Origin of the sequence: Paenibacillus sp. Soil724D2, assembly GCF_001427935.1 — a bacterium.
Lineage (GTDB): Bacteria > Bacillota > Bacilli > Paenibacillales > NBRC-103111 > Paenibacillus_E.
On sequence record NZ_LMRY01000027.1, the window covers coordinates 44,357 to 61,782 of the forward strand.

Here is a 17,426-nt window from a genome sequence, read left to right on the forward strand (position 1 = left end):
TATCCTGCCAAGAGTCAACTGTCAAATAAATTTTACCGTCGTTCTTTCATGAATGTACTTGGGTTCATGCCATACCATTTGCGGAACTGATTCGTGAAGTGATTATAGTTTTGAAAACCCACATCATAACAAACCTCCGAAGCGCTCCGCCCGGTATGTTCTAGCATTAGTACGGCTTGTTGTATCCGCATCCGATTGAGCGTATCGATAATGGAATACCCTGTGCTGGCTTTGAAAAGATGGGACAATCTCGAGGGGGAGAGCCCGACGGTCTGAGCCAAATCCTCAATCCGAATAGGATGACGCATCTGTTGGGACAGCAGGTGAAGAACCTCCTCGATTCGCGCATCGATTTTTTTGCTAGTTTTCTGAGCCATGATAAGGAGGATTTCCCGTAAAGAGCTGCTGCACAGTTCGAACCAATATTCACCGCGCTCACGGGAATCCTCCATGATGCGAATAAAAGCTTGATAAATGCGCTTGCGAATCGACTCACTTTCGATAGTAAGGATGAGCTGCTCTGTATCCGGCAATAAATTGGTTTCTGTGAAAAGCGAAGGGAAATGTACCCAGACAAACTGCCAGGTTTGATCTTTCCTTGTACCGTAGTGATGCGGTGTTCCTGGCTTCAGCAGGGTGAGATCACCAGGCTTGCAGCTTTGTTCATTTCCTGAGTTGTTAAAGAAACCTTCACCTTCAAGTGTGAAAGTAAGGAGCCAATCGTCGCGTCCCTGCGGACGCTTGGTTACATACGTATCTTGCTCTATAAAATGTCCGGCTAAGAAGGTAAAGTCATCGAATATCATGGCCCTGTGGTTCCTTTCATCTTCTGCAGCAATTTACTACAAGTATATCAGGAAATAGCAGGATTGTATGAGTAATTAGCATCATTCTTACTTCAATGTCTGTGGAGCTTTCGATATGATTATGTCATAAGGAATACAATCCTAACTTACTCGTGGAGGGGACCAACATGTCACGGACAATGCTTAAGCTTTCAAATGAACAAAAACAGCAATTCGAATCGGAAGGTTATTTAATCGTAAAAGGATTATTTTCTGAGCAAAATTTGGCCGAAATCGATCATACTTTTGAGGAGATTAGTCACCATACGGTACCCGGCTTATTTGAACCGGATTTACAAGCGGATGGATCTGATCCGTTAAAAAGATTTCCGCGAGTCATGCATCCACATCGCTTTAATGAGACAGCAAAGAAATATATGCTGCACCAGCCGGTTATGGATGTATTAGCAGATTTGTATGATGAAGAGGCGCTAGCCGCGCAAAGTATGTTTTATTACAAGCCGCCGGGCTCCCGCGGCCAGGCGCTTCATCAGGATAATTTCTATCTGCAGGTCGAACCGGGTAATTGCATAGCGGCGTGGACGGCCATTGATGCTGCAGATGAAGAGAATGGCGGCTTACTCGTTGTACCCAAAACGAATGCATTAAAAATCACTTGTCCGGATATCGCGGATGCCAAAGAATCATTTACGACTCACTACGTGAAGCCGCCGAAAGATGAAAAAGCCATGCCAGTCATCATGCAGCGTGGCGACGTTCTTTTTTTTAACGGGAATCTCATTCATGGCTCTTATCGAAATAAAACGAAGGACCGATTCCGTCGAGCGTTCATTTGTCATTATGCGAACCAATCGGCAACCCATATCAGCGATCATTATCGCCCTTTGTATCGGCAGAATGGAGAGAATGTTGATTTAGAGGTTAACCCTAAAGGTGGGCCTTGCGGCGAAGAATTCCAAGTGGTTTATCCTCACTAATCTAATATGTAGCGATAAGGGATCGGTCTGACATCTGTGGATGTTGGCTGGTCCCATTTTACATAGTATGGAATCATTTCAATTGTTTACACTAGAGGAGGGGGTGATAGCATTCATGAGCTATAATTGGATACTGGGTTTGTTGCTTCTTGCGCAGCAGAATGAAGTGCCATTTCGAATAACGAATGACAATATGGGTCATAGCTTAGCGAATGTACAGAGGGAATCGTATACAATCAATCTTCTGGATATGCCAATCATTGATGATGGACGATTAGATCAGCTTACGAACGAACTTGATAAGAACATGTATCGTAAACCGATCAATGCAACCATTAATGCTGAGGGGACAATCGTGAAGGAGATTGCAGGTTCAAGGTTGAACCGTCAAGCTTTTGTTGAGCAATTTTATGAGCATTATTATCGTGAGGGTCCGATGCAATTTGAAGTGCCTCAGTTATCTGTATATCCCAAAGTAGACAGTGAGCTGCTAGCGAATATTCGTGTGCGACCTATTGGTTATTATGTAACCTATTTTAACTCGAATAATAAATATCGTTATACGAACATCAAGCTTGCAGCTCAAGCGATTAATAATTATGTTGTTCAACCAAATGAAACGTTCTCTTTCAACCGTGTTGTTGGCGTTCGGACGCGAGGAAAGGGGTATATGCCGGCGAAGATCATTGTAAGGGGAGAATTCTCTGAAGGGATTGGCGGAGGCATTTGCCAAATTTCTTCTACGCTGTATAACGCAGTGGATCGCGCGGGTCTCAAAATCGTAGAAAGATATTCGCACAGCAGGTCTGTCCCCTATGTACCGCCGGGCAGGGATGCTACTGTAAATTGGGGAGGTCCTGACTTCACCTTTAAGAACAACTACAATCAACCTATCTTGATAAGGGCTCAGGCATTACCTGGTCGGGTTTTCGTTACTATTTCGTCCTCCGATGTCATTAACTATAAGCCGCGGCATGTTCCGAGTGCATCTGATAATCTGCCTGAGGAAATACAAGCGGGGACAAATGTAGGTCAGCCTGTTCCCTAAATGATAAGCTCCGTTCCAACGTGATTGTTGGTGTATGGGGCTTTTTGTTTGTTTGAGACTGAGATATGGCTGATATGAGGTCAATATATGCATATTTTACAAAATGAAAGCAAAAAATCACAAGATTTTCAGGTCACCTTTCGCTAGAATAGAGGGCAGATCATTCAGCTTGAGAAGGGTGGAATTTAGCTTTATGAAAACATTTTTAGATGAGAATTTTATGCTTACCAACGATACCGCGGTTCATCTATTCCACGAATTTGCCAAAGATCTGCCGATCATTGATTATCACTGCCATCTAAGTCCTAAGGAAATTTATGAAAATAAACAATTCAATAACATAACGGAAGCTTGGCTGTACGGCGACCATTATAAATGGAGAATGATGCGTGCCAACGGTGTGGAGGAAGCAAAAATCACTGGTGAAGCTAGCGATTACGATCGTTTCTTGGCATGGGCTGGAACAGTTCCAATGGCCATAGGCAACCCGCTGTACCACTGGTCTCATATGGAGCTTCGAACCTATTTCGGTGTTTATGACATTATTAACGAGCAGAACGCGCCTGCCATCTGGGAGAAAGCGAATGCGAAGCTGGCAGAGGGCGGTTCACGCGCCAGAGATCTCATTACGAATTCCAAAGTAACCGTTATTTGTACAACGGACGATCCGGTCGATTCACTGGAATATCACATTAAAATTAAAGAGATCAAAGATTTTAATACGCAAGTCCTGCCTTCGTATCGTCCTGACAAAGCGCTTGAAATCAATCGCGCCACTTTCCTTCCATGGATCGGTCAATTGGAGCAATCCGCTGGCATCACGATCAGCTCGTACGATGACCTGCTGGCAGGTTTAGAGAGCAGAGCACAGTTTTTTGATTCGGTTGGTTGTAAGGTGTCTGACCATGCTTTGGATTATGTCCCATATGCGGCTGCAACAAAAGAAGAAGTGGATCAGATTTTTAAAACGGCTTTGGCTGGCAACACGGTTAGTTTGGAAGACGAGAAGAAATATAAAGCGTACACCTTGCTGTTCTTAGGAGCCGTGTACAAGAAGCTGGATTGGGCGATGCAGTACCATATTAATGCTTCCCGCAACAACAACGGACGAGCTTTCGCGAAGCTGGGCCCGGACACCGGATTCGACTCTGTTAATGATAGCCCGGTAGCAAGCGCCTTAACAGGTTTGTTATCCTCACTTGCTGTTGCTGATTCGCTGCCTAGAACGATTCTGTATTCCTTAAATGCACGCGACAATGAAATTCTCGCTTCCCTCATGGGCAGCTTCCAAGGCGATGGTATTCCCGGCAAAATTCAATTAGGATCCGCTTGGTGGTTCAATGATACCAAAGATGGTATGGTTTCGCAGATGAAGTCGCTAGCGAATTTTGGACTGCTTGGTCGATTCGTAGGGATGTTGACTGATTCCAGAAGCTTCTTGTCCTACACAAGACATGACTACTTCCGCAGAATCCTCTGTAACATGTTAGGCGAATGGGTCGAAGCGGGAGAATTCCCGAACGACGAACAGCTGCTGAAACAGCTGGTTCAAGGGATTTCCTATAATAATGCTAAGCAATATTTCGGCTTTTAAAATAGAAACCTTCGTGCGGGTTGTTGCCTGCTCGAAGGTTTTTTAATATGTAAAGCTTACGGCAGTGGTGAGTAGCGGTGGAAGGTATCTCCGCACTTTTTACATACTATGTCGCATCAATTTGCGGCATTCCAGTGGCGTCTGTTTGGTCACTTGTTTGAACACGCGGCCAAAATGAGCCACACTATCGAAGCCGGATTGCTCGGCGATGTGGATGACTTTCAACTTCGTTTCCCGCAGCAGCCGCTGAGCCTCGCGGATGCGAACGTTGTTCAAGTATTCGATGAACGAAAAGCCAGTCGTTTCTTTGAAAGAACGGCAAAAGTAGCTTGGACTGATATAAAAGCTTTCGGAAATCGAAGCTAACGTCAAACGGTTTCTATACTGTTCGTTAATATAAGCGACGATCTCGAATATTTTAGGATTGTGTGCTTGCTGGTGTTCCTGGGTGGAGCTTATCTTATCTGTAAGACGCGAGCAGAAGATGAGTAGCTGCGTGAGTAGGGCTTTGCTGTTCAGTTGCCAGCCGCCAAGGGCCTGTTGCTGTTCGCGCAATAAGCTGAATAGAAGGTTCTCAACAAAAGTGCGATTCGCACCTGTTAGGGAAAAGATATGCTGTTTCTGCCCAAAAGGAACGAGTAAATGTGCCGATGCATCCTCATCGATAGAACGTATCCAACTATCATCAAAGCTAAGTAGAATCCGCTCGTGATGAAGGACATCCGCATTTCGTGTTTTATGAAGCTCATTTTTATCGATAAAGACGAGGTCGCCTTCTTGAATTAAATAGGAACGGTCCTGTATAAAATAATAGCGTTTCCCGCTGAGTAAATAATAGATTTCATAGTGATCATGAAAATGATTCACTGTCATAGAGTAGGGGCGATCTCTGCGCAGTCTTTCAATTTCGTAGAGTACCAAAAGTGGACACCTCTTCGTTCGGTCTTTTATGACTATTATATAGCAAGATATGCAAGGAATGAAAGTCATTAAGCAAGATTTGATTAGAAACACAACAAATATTGTATTAATCTTGAGGTAGGACATTGAACTTGAAGACATATCCATACTCGAGAGGGGTTCACTTTTATGAAAAAGCGTTATGCACTAGTCGGTACCGGAGGAAGGGCAGAATTTTTCTATGGCGCTATCGTGAAGGATTTTCAAGAAACGTCAGAACTAGTTGCGATTTGCGATATAAATCAAACGAGAATGAATTTTACGAATGGCTTACTCGTCAATAAATATGAATATAACGCTGTCCCCACTTATAAAGCGGATCAGTTCGAGGAAATGATTCGTAAAGAAAAGCCCGATTATGTCATTGTCACCTCTGTTGATCGTACACATCATACTTACATAATTAAAGCAATGGAGCTTGGTTGCGATGTCATTTCGGAGAAACCGATGACTGTGGATGAAGAGAAATGTCAAGAAATTCTCGATACCATTAAACGCACAGGGCGGCAGCTTCGTGTGACATTCAATTACCGTTATGCACCGCATAATACGAAAATTCGTGAGTTAATCATGGATGGGACGATAGGTGATGTTCATTCTGTCCATTTCGAGTGGCTGCTGAATACCGAGCATGGGGCAGATTATTTCCGCAGATGGCATCGCGATAAACGCAATGGCGGAGGTTTGCTTGTACATAAATCAACGCATCATTTTGATCTCGTGAACTTCTGGTTAGGAACACGTCCGGAGACAGTATTTGCGATGGGCGGCTTGATGTTCTATGGCAGAGAAAATGCCGAAAAGCGCGGCGTGACCAACTTTTATCAACGTGCTACAGGGAATGAGAACGCGAAGGGCGATCCTTTTGCGCTTCATTTAGATAAAAATAAAAACCTCAAGGGTCTATATTTAGATGCGGAACACGAAGATGGCTACCAACGCGATCAGAGCGTATTCGGCGATGGAATTAGTATTGAAGATACAATGGGCGTTATGGTTCGATATAAAAACAAAGCCATTCTCACCTACTCGCTTAATGCTTATATGCCTTGGGAAGGCTTTAGTGTACAAATCAATGGCAGCAAGGGTCGTATTGAAATGAAAGTTGTTGAGAAATCCTACGTAAATTCCGGTGGTCTTAAAGAGGATGAAGGTGCATTGAAGGAAAAGACGATCAGGGTATTTCCGATGTTCGCGGCTCCTTATAAAGTAGAAATTGAAGAAGGTGTCGGCGGCCATGGCGGCGGTGATCCTGTGCTCTTGAAAGATATTTTTGATAAGCCATCCGATGATCGCTTCGAGCGAGCTGCTTCACATGTTGACGGGGCGATGTCGATTTTGACGGGGATTGCCGGGAATATTTCCATGCGTACGGGGCAACCGGTTGCGGTGGATAAATTGGTTACTTTTTAAAAAAGGTAGACGGAGGTGGGGCTGCTTGTGGAATCCAGATTCAATCATGGAAAATCTCTATCACTCCTACGAGAATAAACGTCTGTTGCAAAAGCAAGCCGAGAATGCGGAACATACCAGGGTTAGGTTGAAGCAGGGCCTAATCAAATCTCTAAGTCCAGGTATAGAAGAACAAGATGAGCTTCGTCCTGTTCTCATAGAGCGCACTGAGCTCGAAGATCATTTTCGAGAGCGTATCGAATTCGGTACGGTCTGGGGATTTCGAGTTCCGGCCTATGTGTTGTTACCTAAAGTGTTGACCGAACGAACAGCAGCTGTGCTGGCTCTGCACGGACATGGTTACGGTAGTCGGCAGATTGTTGGACTCCATCCGGATGGAACTGCAAACACAGGTAAGCCGGATCTTCACGGCAATTATGCCTTGGAATTAGTGAGACGCGGCTTCATCGTAGTCGTACCTGAGATCGTCGGATTCGGAGATCGGAGATTGGCTGCGGATCAGAAGGATGGGCAAGTTGGAAATTCATCGTGTCAGACACTTGCATCACATCTGCTTTTATATGGCATCTCGCTGGCAGGATTGCGTGTGCAAGAGGCGAGGCGGGCGCTCGATTATGTGTTATCACGCGAGGATGTGGATCCTGCAAGAGTGGGATGCTTCGGTTTCTCGGGAGGAGGACTTATCGCTGCATATACCGCGGCGATAGATGAACGAATCAAAGCCACGGTACTGTGCGCCTTTGTGAATACATTCAAAGGAAGCATTATGCAGATCCGTCACTGCATCGACAATTATTTGCCAGGTGTCTTGGAGTATTCGGAGCTCCCCGAATTACTCGGGTTACTTGCTCCTCGTCCGCTATTCATTGAATCTGGCCAGCAGGATCCGATTTTCCCGATAGAAACAGTGGAAGTGGCGATTCAGTATTTGCGGCAGGTGTACGCTGAAGCGGATGCGGATGAAAAACTGGGGGTTCATCTCTTTGAAGGTGTTCATGAAGTGAATGGGAGTCAGGCCTACCCTTGGCTGGTTGAGGCTTTAGAAACTTAATCGTATAGAAAAAGAAGAGCTGCGGCTCTTCTTTTTGTTGTATTTGTCTAACAATGCGCGATGGTTTAATTTCGTATTCCGTCCCGTTCATTCTCAAAGTATCATATTTACAGATCTCTTCACGCCAAGGGAGAAATCCGCTCTCCATGGCCTTACCTTTATATCGAGGCATAACTATGTTAACCTGATAGGTAGAGTCAACAAGGTGGTGTACCTTTTTTGAAACGAGTCTTAATAACGGGTTATAAAGCATCTGAACTTGGCATTTTTTCATTAAAGCACCCAGGCATTCCGATTATCAAAAAAGCGATCAAAAAGAGACTCATCGCACTTATGGATGAAGGCTTAGAATGGGTCGTTGTGAGTGGACAATGGGGAGTTGAATTGTGGGCGGCAGAGGCTGTGATTGAGCTTCGAGGAGGCGCCTACCCAGAGCTGAAATTAGCTGTCGTCACCCCTTTTCTTGAGCAAGAAGAAAAATGGAGCGACGATAAGAAAAATAGCTATAATAACGTCATGGAACGCGCGAATTACGTGAACAGCGTGACAAAAACCAAATATGAAGGACCTTGGCAGTTCAAGGAACGAGACAAGTTTCTGCTCCGTAATTCGGACGGCATCATTCTTGTTTATGATGAAGATACTGAGGGGTCACCCAAGTTTATGAAACAGCAGGCTGCGCAGATTGCTGCGAATCATACCTACCCGATAATCACGATTAATGCCTATGATTTGCAGAATATCGCCGAAGATGAACAGGGTGACCAGTCGGGAGATCTGGCTGGAGACTTCGATTTCGCCGATGTCGGCAGCAATACGGATTTTGATGAGATATAAACAATAAATAGCCGTCTCAAAAGGTTATAGACCTTGAGAGACGGCTATTTTTTCATAATGGCATATAGCTTACTTTTTAAAAGAAGTCAGCAGCAGTTCGATATTCTTCCTGGCGTAGCCGACATGCTTGTTGTCTCGAGTCAAGCGGCTTGCCATGATGCCGCCTTCAATGGATGAGAAGAGGAAGGAAGCGACAGATTCAGTGTCAATGTCTGATCGGAATTCACCGTCTTCGGCTCCCTTTTGCAAAATCCCCTGGATGAAGGCCATCATTTGCTCGTAAGCGCCCAACGCACGATCTCGCAGAATGGGATAGGAATGATCGCTTTCTACCGCTGTATTAAGAAAAGGGCATCCACCTTTAATAGGGGGATTATGCACGGTATCGCTGTACACGTCACACATCGCTAGGACTTTATCCGTTGCTGTAGACGCACCTTCAATCGCCTCAGCGAAATGTTCCCAGAGCACTTGTCCGGCGTAGGCGAAAGCTTCAAGCGCAATCTCATCCTTATTCGCGAAGCTGCGATAAATCCCGCCTTTGGTTAGGCCGGTTACCGTCATAATATCCTGTATGGTTGAACCCGCGTAGCCCTTTTCGTTGAATAGTTCAGCGGATTTCATAATAATATGCAATCTTGTTTTTTCACCTTTACGCATGTGCAAAATCCTTTCACAGAGACAATGTCATTCTCGTAATATTGTAACATTTTATTAGTGAATCATAGCATAGAACGTTGTATAATTTTAAAAAAAGACCGTACGGTTCGGTCTCAAAACATCTAATCAGCAAACATATTAACGAAAAGGATGAGGTTTCTATGTCTAAAATGGCAAAACGGACTAAGAGCTACGCGTATCCGCTACTCCTGGCAGCAATAATTATTTACATGGTATACATTTTGTTGACTAATTTATTTTTTGATCCGCAAGCAACGGCTTTTCTGACTCATAAAATGAATCTCAAACGTCCTATGAATCTCCCAATTTGGTTAAACGTTATGCATATTCATGTAGGTGCTGCTTGTTTGGCTATGCTGACAGGGGCGCTTAATTTCTCAAGCACGATCTTACGCAAAGCTCGCATATTCCATAGAGTCAATGGTTATCTCTACGTTATCTTTGTCTTTGTCGTTGTTCTGACCTCGGGTTACATGGCTCCGTATTCAACAGGCGGAAAAATCAATAGCATGGCTTTCAATCTGGTGAGTATCGTCTGGCTCGCCATGACTATTACAGCGATTGTCCAAATTAAACGCAAGCAAGTCAGCAAACATCGGAAGTGGATGGTTCGCAGTTATGCTTTCTGTTTCACAAATATGTTCATTCATCTTATTAGTTTTATTCTCCATGAAGGAGTTGGTTTGAGGTATGAGTCGAGTTATACGTTTGGTATTTATGGAGCAATCCTGCTTAATTTCATACTAGCAGAACTTGTAATTCGTTATGTGTACGTCAAAGCTCCGAATGTAACAGTTAAATAAATAATGAAGGAAATATTAATTATGTAGGATAAAAGAGGTGGGGTGTTTGTACATTTATCATGTACAAAGCAACCCCACCCTTTTTTCTGCAACGAAAACGATGATCTTTAACTCAGCCATTCTCATGATGTAATTTCTAATCTTCAGATAATGATGATAAAATATACATATCTAAGCAAGGTTGTCGGGAGAACTTTAGATTTGTTCGTTCAGTCATCAAGCATCAGGGGGTAAACACATGGAATTTTCCTGGAAACGTAATCTCATCACTTTATGGATCGGTGTATTTTTCTGCGGCATGGCGTATACGATTTCGGTTCCTTTCTTACCTATCTTTCTGCACACGGAGCTCGGTATTGATAAAGGACTGGAAGCATGGTCAGGTATTACGTTTGGCATCACCTTTTTGGCTAGCGCTTTAATCGCACCTTATTGGGGCTCTTTGGCGGACAAGTATGGCCGCAAACCGATGCTGATTCGCTCAGGCTTCAGCCTAAGCGTTCTTTATTTTGCGACCTTTTTTGTCCATGATCCTTACGTATTTCTTGTCGTTCGGATTCTTCAGGGGTTGCTTGCCGGTTTTGTTCCTGCTTCCATTGCCTTAGTGGCCACGAACACGCCTGAAAAAGAAGTGGGTTATGCGCTGGGGGTGATGTCAACGGCAGGAGCCGCCGGAAGTGTCATCGGTCCGCTGGTTGGCGGATTCGTCAGCCACTGGGTGGGAAACCGAGAATCGTTCCTAGTCTCGGGGTGTGTTGTCTTAGTCGCAGCCTTTATCGGGCTGTTTGGGGCTAAGGAAACGAACTTTAACCGCTCGGCTGCGAGATCGGGTGTTATGGATGATTTGAAGTCGGCTGCTCATAATCGCCCTTTCATGATGATTCTAGGTGTCACCATGTTGGTAGCAACCTCAGTCATGATTGTCGAGCCGCTCCTTACCATCTATGTGCTGCAAATGGGCGGCAGCCAAAGCTCGGCTTCGCTGAGTTCAGGCATTATTTTCTCTGCGGTAGGCATTGCAACCGTCATTGCAGCACCGAGATGGGGGAAACTCGGACAGAAAATCACCTACTCCAAAACATTATTCATCGGCTTAATTGGCGGTGGAATAGGGAATCTGCTTCAGTTGGGCACTCACCACCTGCTGGCCTTTGGCATTCTGAGGTTTAGCTATGGGTTGTTTTTTGCTGCCGTCTATCCGGCGTTAAACGCGCTCATCGTTAAATTTACGGATTCCAGCTTTAGAGGCCGAGCATTTAGCTTAAATCAATCCGCTACGCAGCTTGGAACCATGAGCGGTCCGATTATCGGTGGCTTTTTGGGCGGCTGGATCGGTATTCCGCTCGTTTTTGCCATCAACGGCTTGGCGCTAATCTGTGTGGCCTTCTTCTTCAAATATCGCGGTCCCAAAGTGGCCGCTGTTTCATTATCTTCATCAGAGTAATGGCTGGCTAGATATACTCAGTCATTCCTTTTTCCTTCAGCAGGTCGACGATATCTTTAACAGATTGTGCTTTATCTTTGGGACATATTAGAAGTGCATCCCCAGTATCTGCAATGATGAAGCCGTCTACGCCAATTGTCGTGATTAGTCTGCCATTTCCATAAATGATCGAATTTCGTGTATCTATGCCCATATGATTTGCTTTAATAATGTTTCCCAATGGATCTGGAGGGAAGATCGCGCCGAGTGCATCCCAGCTGCCAATATCGTTCCAGCCAAATTGACCAGACAGTACAACGACTTCATCGGAGCGCTCAAGAATCCCGTAATCAATCGAAATGTTTTGAAGCGTTGGATAAATGTTATTAATGATTTCCTCTGCCTGATCCGTGCCCAGATAATCGCTGATTGGAAGCATGGTCTTATACAACCGAGGCAGGTAACGCTTGAAATTATCAATGATGACGGAAGTTTTCCAAATGAAAATGCCGCTATTCCATAAATAATTACCGGACGACAGATAGCCTTGTGCTTTCTGGAAGTTCGGCTTTTCTACAAATTCAGCTACTTCGTATACAGCTACAGGATTTGAAGAGATAGGTTCCTTGTCAAAGGCGATGTAACCGTACCCGGTAGAAGGAAACGTCGGTTTAATTCCGATGGTAACGATTTTGTCCGTCTTCATCGCGACCGTACAGGCTTCGTCTAACGTAAGCCGAAATTGTGCTTCATCCGTTATATAATGATCGGAAGGCAATACAACCATTAAGGAATCACCATGTGATTTTTCTATAGATAACGCCGCGAAAAGGATGCTTGCAGCTGTGTTTCTGGCGACGGGCTCGATCAAAATGTTGCTTTTTGAAACACTGCTATGCATGATGCTCTCCAGCAGAACCGCTTGAGAGCGATTCGTTACAATAACGGTATTTTCTTGAGGGATAATGCCTTTGAATCGTTCGATCGTATCGTTTAGCATAATATCATTTCCGCTAATATTTAGAAGCTGCTTTGGAATCTCTTGTCTAGACAGCGGCCAGAAGCGGGTTCCGCCCCCGCCTGCAAGGATGGTAGCAAATTTATTCATGATGCATCACCAAATGGGCAATAGAGAAGGAAATGATACTTTCGGAGCCTTGGTTAAGGTTCAATCCAGTGGCATGGATGCCATCATAACAAGCTCCTGTTTGAGGATCAATGAGAGAGATTTTTAATGAATTATGGCCTAAATACCATTCATAGCATAAGGCTGCTATCTTCAGATATGCTGGGTCTTGGAGTACGACCGCGGCTTCTTTACAAGCGAGAAGCATTTCACAAGCCTCAATCGGCTGTTCGTCGTAAAGAGCGGCCTTTTGGTCTCGCAGCTGCCAGCCATGGCTGCCAATCGGCTTATAATATCCTTCTTTAGCAAAGGTTTTGGATACTAGAAAATCCAAGCTTTCCTTAGCTGTTTCCTTCAAACTAATATTTTCCGCGATATGTGATGCTTTTAAAAGTGCCCATGGCAGCATGGAGTTTCCGTAGGTAAGGCTGTCTTCAAACCATTTCCAATCGTTACCCTTATTGCGAACATATTGATTGTGTAGCCTGACCGCTATTTTTTCGATCAAATTGATGATGAATGCTCTTGGTAGAAAAGCCTTTTCTTCTGCGGTGCTTGGCGTGTGGGGATAGGGGAAGGAGTAAGTTAGAGCATCAGGGGTTTCTATTAAATAACTTAGACCGATTATCGAATAGGCTCCAGCACGAGGAGAACCTAGCTTCTCGATATGCGGTAATGCCTGATTGATTAAATAACGGCAGGTATTAAGTACATTGTCGGGGAGCAAGGAGGAATGAGCGAGAGCGAATCCTAATGCCCATAGTGTGCGTCCTTGACAATCCTCAGAGCCGCTATCCTCCATGAATGTTCGGTTATAATCCATAAAGTTTCTAAAGTTTCCATCTGTATTCTGTGCGTGGTGAATGAAAGAAACATAAGTATGAATGAGGTCTAACGTTCTGGAATCTTTTTCGGTGCTGTACAATAAAACGGCTGCGATTAATGCCCGCGCGTTATCATCCGTTGTATAACCCTTCGACCGGTCGGGTACGCCAAACTTGGTATGTTGAAAAATGCCTGTATCATCGGTTATCCTGCGCATGTAATCGGACTTAAACTGCCGTATCGTTTGTACTTGCATTAAATCACTCCTAAGTGTTTTACTTTAGCAAAACTGGCATCGTAAGCCTGTACATTTGTTGACTCTGAATCTAGTATTTTTTCTTGGAAGATGACGGCATAGGTTTTGGCAATTTCGTTCCACAGCATGGTTCTTCCGAGTTCGAGCGTACGATTTTCCATTTCAGCTATTCTAGCGGGATCATTAAGTAATTGAAGGATGCAAGCTTCCAAGGAGGCTGAATCGCGGAAGTTTGCCAGTAAGCCCCTGCCCTCTGCCAGCATTTCCTCGGCATATCGGTAAGGTGTGGAGACAATAACCCTTCCGTAACCGACTCCGTAGGCCAAAGTTCCGCTAACGGCCTGATCCTTGCCTAAATAAGGAGTCATATAAATGTCTGACATGACCAACGATTGAATGACTTCATCCTGCGTCAAAAGCTTGTCGACGAAGCGAACGTTATGAGTTAAATCAAATTCTTCCACAAGACCCATCAACTTTTGTCTGTATACCTCGCCTGTTTCTTGTTTAACGACCGGATGTGTTTTCCCCCAAATGATATAGAGAGAATCCGGATGCTGTTTGACCACTCCGCGCATAGCCTCAATGCTGTATTCAATTCCTTTACCAGGACTTAAAAACCCAAAGGTGGATAAAATTTTTCGATCTGCAAAGCCATACTGCTCTTTAAGCTCTGATCTTGATCCGGTTTGGACATGAGGTACGCCATGATGAATGAAAGCGATTTTGGCGGCATCAACGCTATAAATGGAGATCAAATCGGTTACTGTAGACTGCGCCATCGTGACAACTTTAACACTTAGCTCGGCAACTCGATTCATGATGTGCAGCTGCTTGGCAGAAGGTTTGGTTAACACGGTATGAAAAATGACGACATACGGAATAGTCAGTCTTTCGACGAATGGAATCAAGTATTCACCGCTTTCTCCGCCGTAAATACCGAATTCATGCTGGATAACGAGAAGATCTATGTTAGACGTGCCAAGATAATCAGCCGTTTCTATATAATCTGATAGCTTATGTTGGTCAATTTCCCTCATCACTTGCTCCTGATAGTCGTAAGTTTCGTTGTTATTGATTGCAATGATACGAGGCTTGTTAAAGCCTTGGATGTGCTGGAGTTCATCTAATAAATCTTGTGTAAATGTAGCTATGCCGCATTCTCTCGGCAGGCTAGTGCCTAGAAAAACGATATTCCGATTGCTGCTTGTATACTTCATATAATGAGCCTCCATGTTGGTTCGCGATTTTTGGAACACAAAAAAAAGAATCTAAAGATAGATCTTTAATTCTTTTGGGGGAAGGGGTATTTTATTTTCAGAAAATTCCAAATTATTTCCTGTTTTCACTATAACATGACCATTTTTTCTTGTCAATTCATTGACTCTCTATCCCATACCCTATATATTTATGAAGGAGGTGTATGTGTGTCAGTCATACGCAGTAAACTAAAAGAAGTCATGGAAAATCACGACCCCAAATTATCGATACGTAAGCTTGCTAAAGAGATTAACTACCACTTTGACTCCGTTCGTCGTATGTATAAGGATGAGATGGTACAGTATCCTAGGGATTTATTGCTAAAGCTTTGTCTGTATTTTAATGTCCAGCCTGGACAGCTCATTGGCATCGAAATGGATGTGGAAAGTGATTGGACGATAGATGCATCGATGGATTATCAGGAGGAAGTAAATGACAAGGAAATCGATAACAACAGAGAGCTGTAAACAGCTTCTGGAAACCTTTTATGCAAACACTAGATTAACAAAAGTGAAGAAATTAGTGTTCTCTGGGGTTGGAAATCGCGATGTATACAATATAACGGCCCCGTTTCAGTACGACGGGGAGGAAGTCATCTTAGGAAGAGTTGAGGAACGGGATAGCGAGTTCTCTCAAGTCTTCTTTTTTACATGCAAGAATCAGGTTTGGAGTCCCCGAGTACATACTCACACTTATAACTTGCAGGATCCATGTATGACCATCATCAAAGGCGAACTAATAATTGGCGGAGTTGAAGTCATTACGGCTGTCGAGAATCCGAGTAAGATTGTATCGTGGGTTACCCAATTTTATCGCGGTTTTCAAATAGATTCCTTATGTCACTTCTCGTCCGGACCCGGTACGATGAAAGATATTCGTCTAATTGAGCTTAACGACGGTAGAGTAGGTGTCTTTACTAGACCGCAAGGAGCAAGAGGTGGAAGAGGACAAATCGGATTTACAATCATCAACTCGCTGGAGGAACTCAATGAGCAAACCTTCATCAATGCGGAAATTCTTAGTGAGCAGTTTGTCTCCGAAGAATGGGGCGGTGCGAACGAAGCACATTTACTGGGGAATGGTCATGTGGGCGTTCTAGGACATATAGCCTGCTTTGATACCGTAGGAAACAAGCATTATTATTCCATGGCTTTTTCGATAAACCCTGAGACCTGTGAGAAAACACCCATGAAAATTATTGCGGCAAGAAGTGATTTTCCAAGAGGCCCTGGCAAACGGCCTGATCTTGAAGATGTTATTTTTAGCGGTGGGCTTATACGGTCAGGCAATGGGCGAGCCATACTTTCTGTTGGCGTTAGTGATGCAGAGGCTTATCAGATTGAGATCCCTGATCCATTTATGGAGTATGAATAGTAACGAGTAGTTTTCATCAAAGTTTGACTAGATTTTATGGTCATGTTATAATTGCTTTGACAAGAATTTATGGTCAAAGAGAGCAGGAACAAGCAAATGAGTAAATTTATTCAATTGAACAAGCGCACTGGTGAAACAAAGTCCCACATGAATCAAGCAAGAAAACAGGGACGCATCCCGGCTGTGTTGTATGGGATTGGTAAAGATACTTTATCATTAGAAGTAAATGAAAAAGAAATGCTGGATATTTTGAAAAAAAATCCACGAGCTATCCTTCAAGGCAATACATCCGATGAAAAAGTAATTCCGGTTATTGTTCAGAGTGTCCAAAAGGATGCTATGTCTGGTAATCTGCTGCACATCGACTTTCATCATGTGAACATGACTGAAATCATGGACAGCAAAGTTACTATCCAGTTTTCTGGTGAAGCAATCGGAGTCAAATCGGGTGGCGTTCTGCAGATCGAAATCTACGAAGTAGAAGTTCGCTGTATGCCTGGCGATTTGCCGACTTCCATGGAAGTGGATATCAGCGGTCTTGATACTGGCGACAAGCTTCTTGTTTCCGACCTAATTTTCAAGGATGGCATTGAAGTGTTGACGGATCCGAATACGGTTATGATTCAAATCAAAACCGTGCATGAGGAAGTCGAAGCAACAGCGTAAAAGACTCGATATATCATATATGTAAATCCCCTTCTAGCAGAATGTGTGAAGATTCATGGTTCCATGAATGTAATCACGCTGCTAGAAGGGGATTTTTTATTTTCTAGGGCGATAAGCGTGCCGAGATAATTACGCGAGAACATCTTTAGCTGTAAAATGTGCACCTAATTTCGCACCAATGGCGCTTTTCAGCAAATTAGCTGCATTTCCGAGTCAATTTCATAATTCAAACCTCTTGCTACATAAGGACTTATAGCGCATTCAAAAACAGTCACCTACCCAAGGCATCCATTAGGTGCCAAGATATCATGTTATTCTCCGTTTAA

Annotated in this window: 17 protein-coding genes; 11 read left to right on the forward strand and 6 right to left on the reverse strand. The window is 43.9% G+C overall.

What is annotated here, in order from left to right; translation table 11 throughout:
- Positions 1-32 precede the first annotated feature (32 nt).
- Positions 33-806, reverse strand: a complete 774-nt coding sequence (locus tag ASG85_RS21850) for a helix-turn-helix domain-containing protein (protein WP_060647752.1) — start codon at positions 804-806, stop codon at positions 33-35.
- A 167-nt stretch (positions 807-973) separates the two neighbouring features.
- On the opposite strand from ASG85_RS21850, the gene ASG85_RS21855 reads away from it, so the two are divergent.
- The 3 genes from ASG85_RS21855 (at position 974) to uxaC (ending at position 4,425) form a co-directional block, all read left to right on the forward strand.
- Entirely contained in the window at positions 974-1,783 is an 810-nt protein-coding gene (locus ASG85_RS21855; protein WP_060647753.1) for a phytanoyl-CoA dioxygenase family protein, read from the forward strand.
- Between the two features lie 115 nt (positions 1,784-1,898).
- Positions 1,899-2,831, forward strand: a complete 933-nt coding sequence (locus tag ASG85_RS21860) for a VanW family protein (RefSeq protein ID WP_060647754.1) — start codon at positions 1,899-1,901, stop codon at positions 2,829-2,831.
- A 193-nt stretch (positions 2,832-3,024) separates the two neighbouring features.
- A complete protein-coding gene (gene uxaC / locus ASG85_RS21865; protein WP_060647755.1) occupies positions 3,025-4,425 on the forward strand; it encodes a glucuronate isomerase in 1,401 nt (466 codons plus the stop codon).
- Between the two features lie 99 nt (positions 4,426-4,524).
- Here uxaC and ASG85_RS21870 read toward each other — a convergent pair whose 3' ends face one another.
- Positions 4,525-5,346, reverse strand: a complete 822-nt coding sequence (locus ASG85_RS21870; protein ID WP_235550195.1) for a helix-turn-helix transcriptional regulator — start codon at positions 5,344-5,346, stop codon at positions 4,525-4,527.
- Positions 5,347-5,514: 168 nt separating this feature from the next.
- Between ASG85_RS21870 and ASG85_RS21875 the strand changes: the two genes are divergently transcribed.
- From ASG85_RS21875 to ASG85_RS21885, 3 genes are all read left to right on the forward strand, one after another.
- Positions 5,515-6,798 (forward strand): Gfo/Idh/MocA family protein, encoded by a 1,284-nt coding sequence (locus tag ASG85_RS21875; protein ID WP_057307386.1) that lies wholly within the window; start codon positions 5,515-5,517, stop codon positions 6,796-6,798.
- A 25-nt stretch (positions 6,799-6,823) separates the two neighbouring features.
- Positions 6,824-7,849: a dienelactone hydrolase family protein gene (locus tag ASG85_RS21880; protein ID WP_060647756.1), complete on the forward strand. Its 1,026-nt coding sequence runs from the start codon at positions 6,824-6,826 to the stop codon at positions 7,847-7,849.
- A gap of 219 nt (positions 7,850-8,068) precedes the next feature.
- The gene (locus tag ASG85_RS21885) at positions 8,069-8,686 is read left to right on the forward strand and encodes an SLOG family protein (RefSeq protein ID WP_063860345.1); all 618 of its coding nucleotides are present in this window, start codon (positions 8,069-8,071) and stop codon (positions 8,684-8,686) included.
- Positions 8,687-8,755: 69 nt separating this feature from the next.
- Here the strand turns inward: ASG85_RS21885 and ASG85_RS21890 are convergent, their stop codons facing one another.
- Positions 8,756-9,346 carry a TetR/AcrR family transcriptional regulator gene (locus ASG85_RS21890; protein WP_060647757.1) on the reverse strand — a complete coding sequence of 197 codons (591 nt, stop codon included), beginning with the start codon at positions 9,344-9,346 and terminating at the stop codon, positions 8,756-8,758.
- 161 nt (positions 9,347-9,507) lie between these two features.
- Between ASG85_RS21890 and ASG85_RS21895 the strand changes: the two genes are divergently transcribed.
- Together ASG85_RS21895 and ASG85_RS21900 are read left to right on the forward strand one after the other, a co-directional pair.
- Positions 9,508-10,170 (forward strand): DUF2306 domain-containing protein, encoded by a 663-nt coding sequence (locus tag ASG85_RS21895; protein ID WP_082562614.1) that lies wholly within the window; start codon positions 9,508-9,510, stop codon positions 10,168-10,170.
- A 238-nt stretch (positions 10,171-10,408) separates the two neighbouring features.
- Complete coding sequence (locus ASG85_RS21900; protein ID WP_057307389.1) at positions 10,409-11,614, forward strand: MFS transporter; 1,206 nt, start codon at positions 10,409-10,411, stop codon at positions 11,612-11,614.
- A gap of 7 nt (positions 11,615-11,621) precedes the next feature.
- Here the strand turns inward: ASG85_RS21900 and ASG85_RS21905 are convergent, their stop codons facing one another.
- The 3 genes from ASG85_RS21905 to ASG85_RS21915 are packed head-to-tail and all read right to left on the reverse strand — an operon-like array spanning position 11,622 to position 15,020.
- Entirely contained in the window at positions 11,622-12,701 is a 1,080-nt protein-coding gene (locus tag ASG85_RS21905) for a mannose-1-phosphate guanylyltransferase (protein ID WP_060647758.1), read from the reverse strand.
- A complete protein-coding gene (locus tag ASG85_RS21910) occupies positions 12,694-13,800 on the reverse strand; it encodes a hypothetical protein (protein ID WP_057307391.1) in 1,107 nt (368 codons plus the stop codon). The genes ASG85_RS21905 and ASG85_RS21910 overlap by 8 nt, the downstream gene beginning before the upstream one ends.
- Entirely contained in the window at positions 13,800-15,020 is a 1,221-nt protein-coding gene (locus tag ASG85_RS21915; protein WP_057307392.1) for a glycosyltransferase family 4 protein, read from the reverse strand. Before ASG85_RS21915 ends, ASG85_RS21910 begins: the two co-directional genes overlap by 1 nt.
- 207 nt (positions 15,021-15,227) lie before the next feature.
- Between ASG85_RS21915 and ASG85_RS21920 the strand changes: the two genes are divergently transcribed.
- The 3 genes from ASG85_RS21920 to ASG85_RS21930 all read left to right on the forward strand — a co-directional run bounded on the left by ASG85_RS21920 (position 15,228) and on the right by ASG85_RS21930 (position 17,100).
- Positions 15,228-15,527 carry a helix-turn-helix domain-containing protein gene (locus ASG85_RS21920; protein WP_235549479.1) on the forward strand — a complete coding sequence of 100 codons (300 nt, stop codon included), beginning with the start codon at positions 15,228-15,230 and terminating at the stop codon, positions 15,525-15,527.
- Positions 15,493-16,434: a DUF1861 family protein gene (locus ASG85_RS21925; protein ID WP_057307393.1), complete on the forward strand. Its 942-nt coding sequence runs from the start codon at positions 15,493-15,495 to the stop codon at positions 16,432-16,434. Before ASG85_RS21920 ends, ASG85_RS21925 begins: the two co-directional genes overlap by 35 nt.
- 96 nt (positions 16,435-16,530) lie before the next feature.
- Positions 16,531-17,100 (forward strand): 50S ribosomal protein L25, encoded by a 570-nt coding sequence (locus ASG85_RS21930; protein WP_057307394.1) that lies wholly within the window; start codon positions 16,531-16,533, stop codon positions 17,098-17,100.
- The last annotated feature ends 326 nt before the right edge of the window (positions 17,101-17,426 follow it).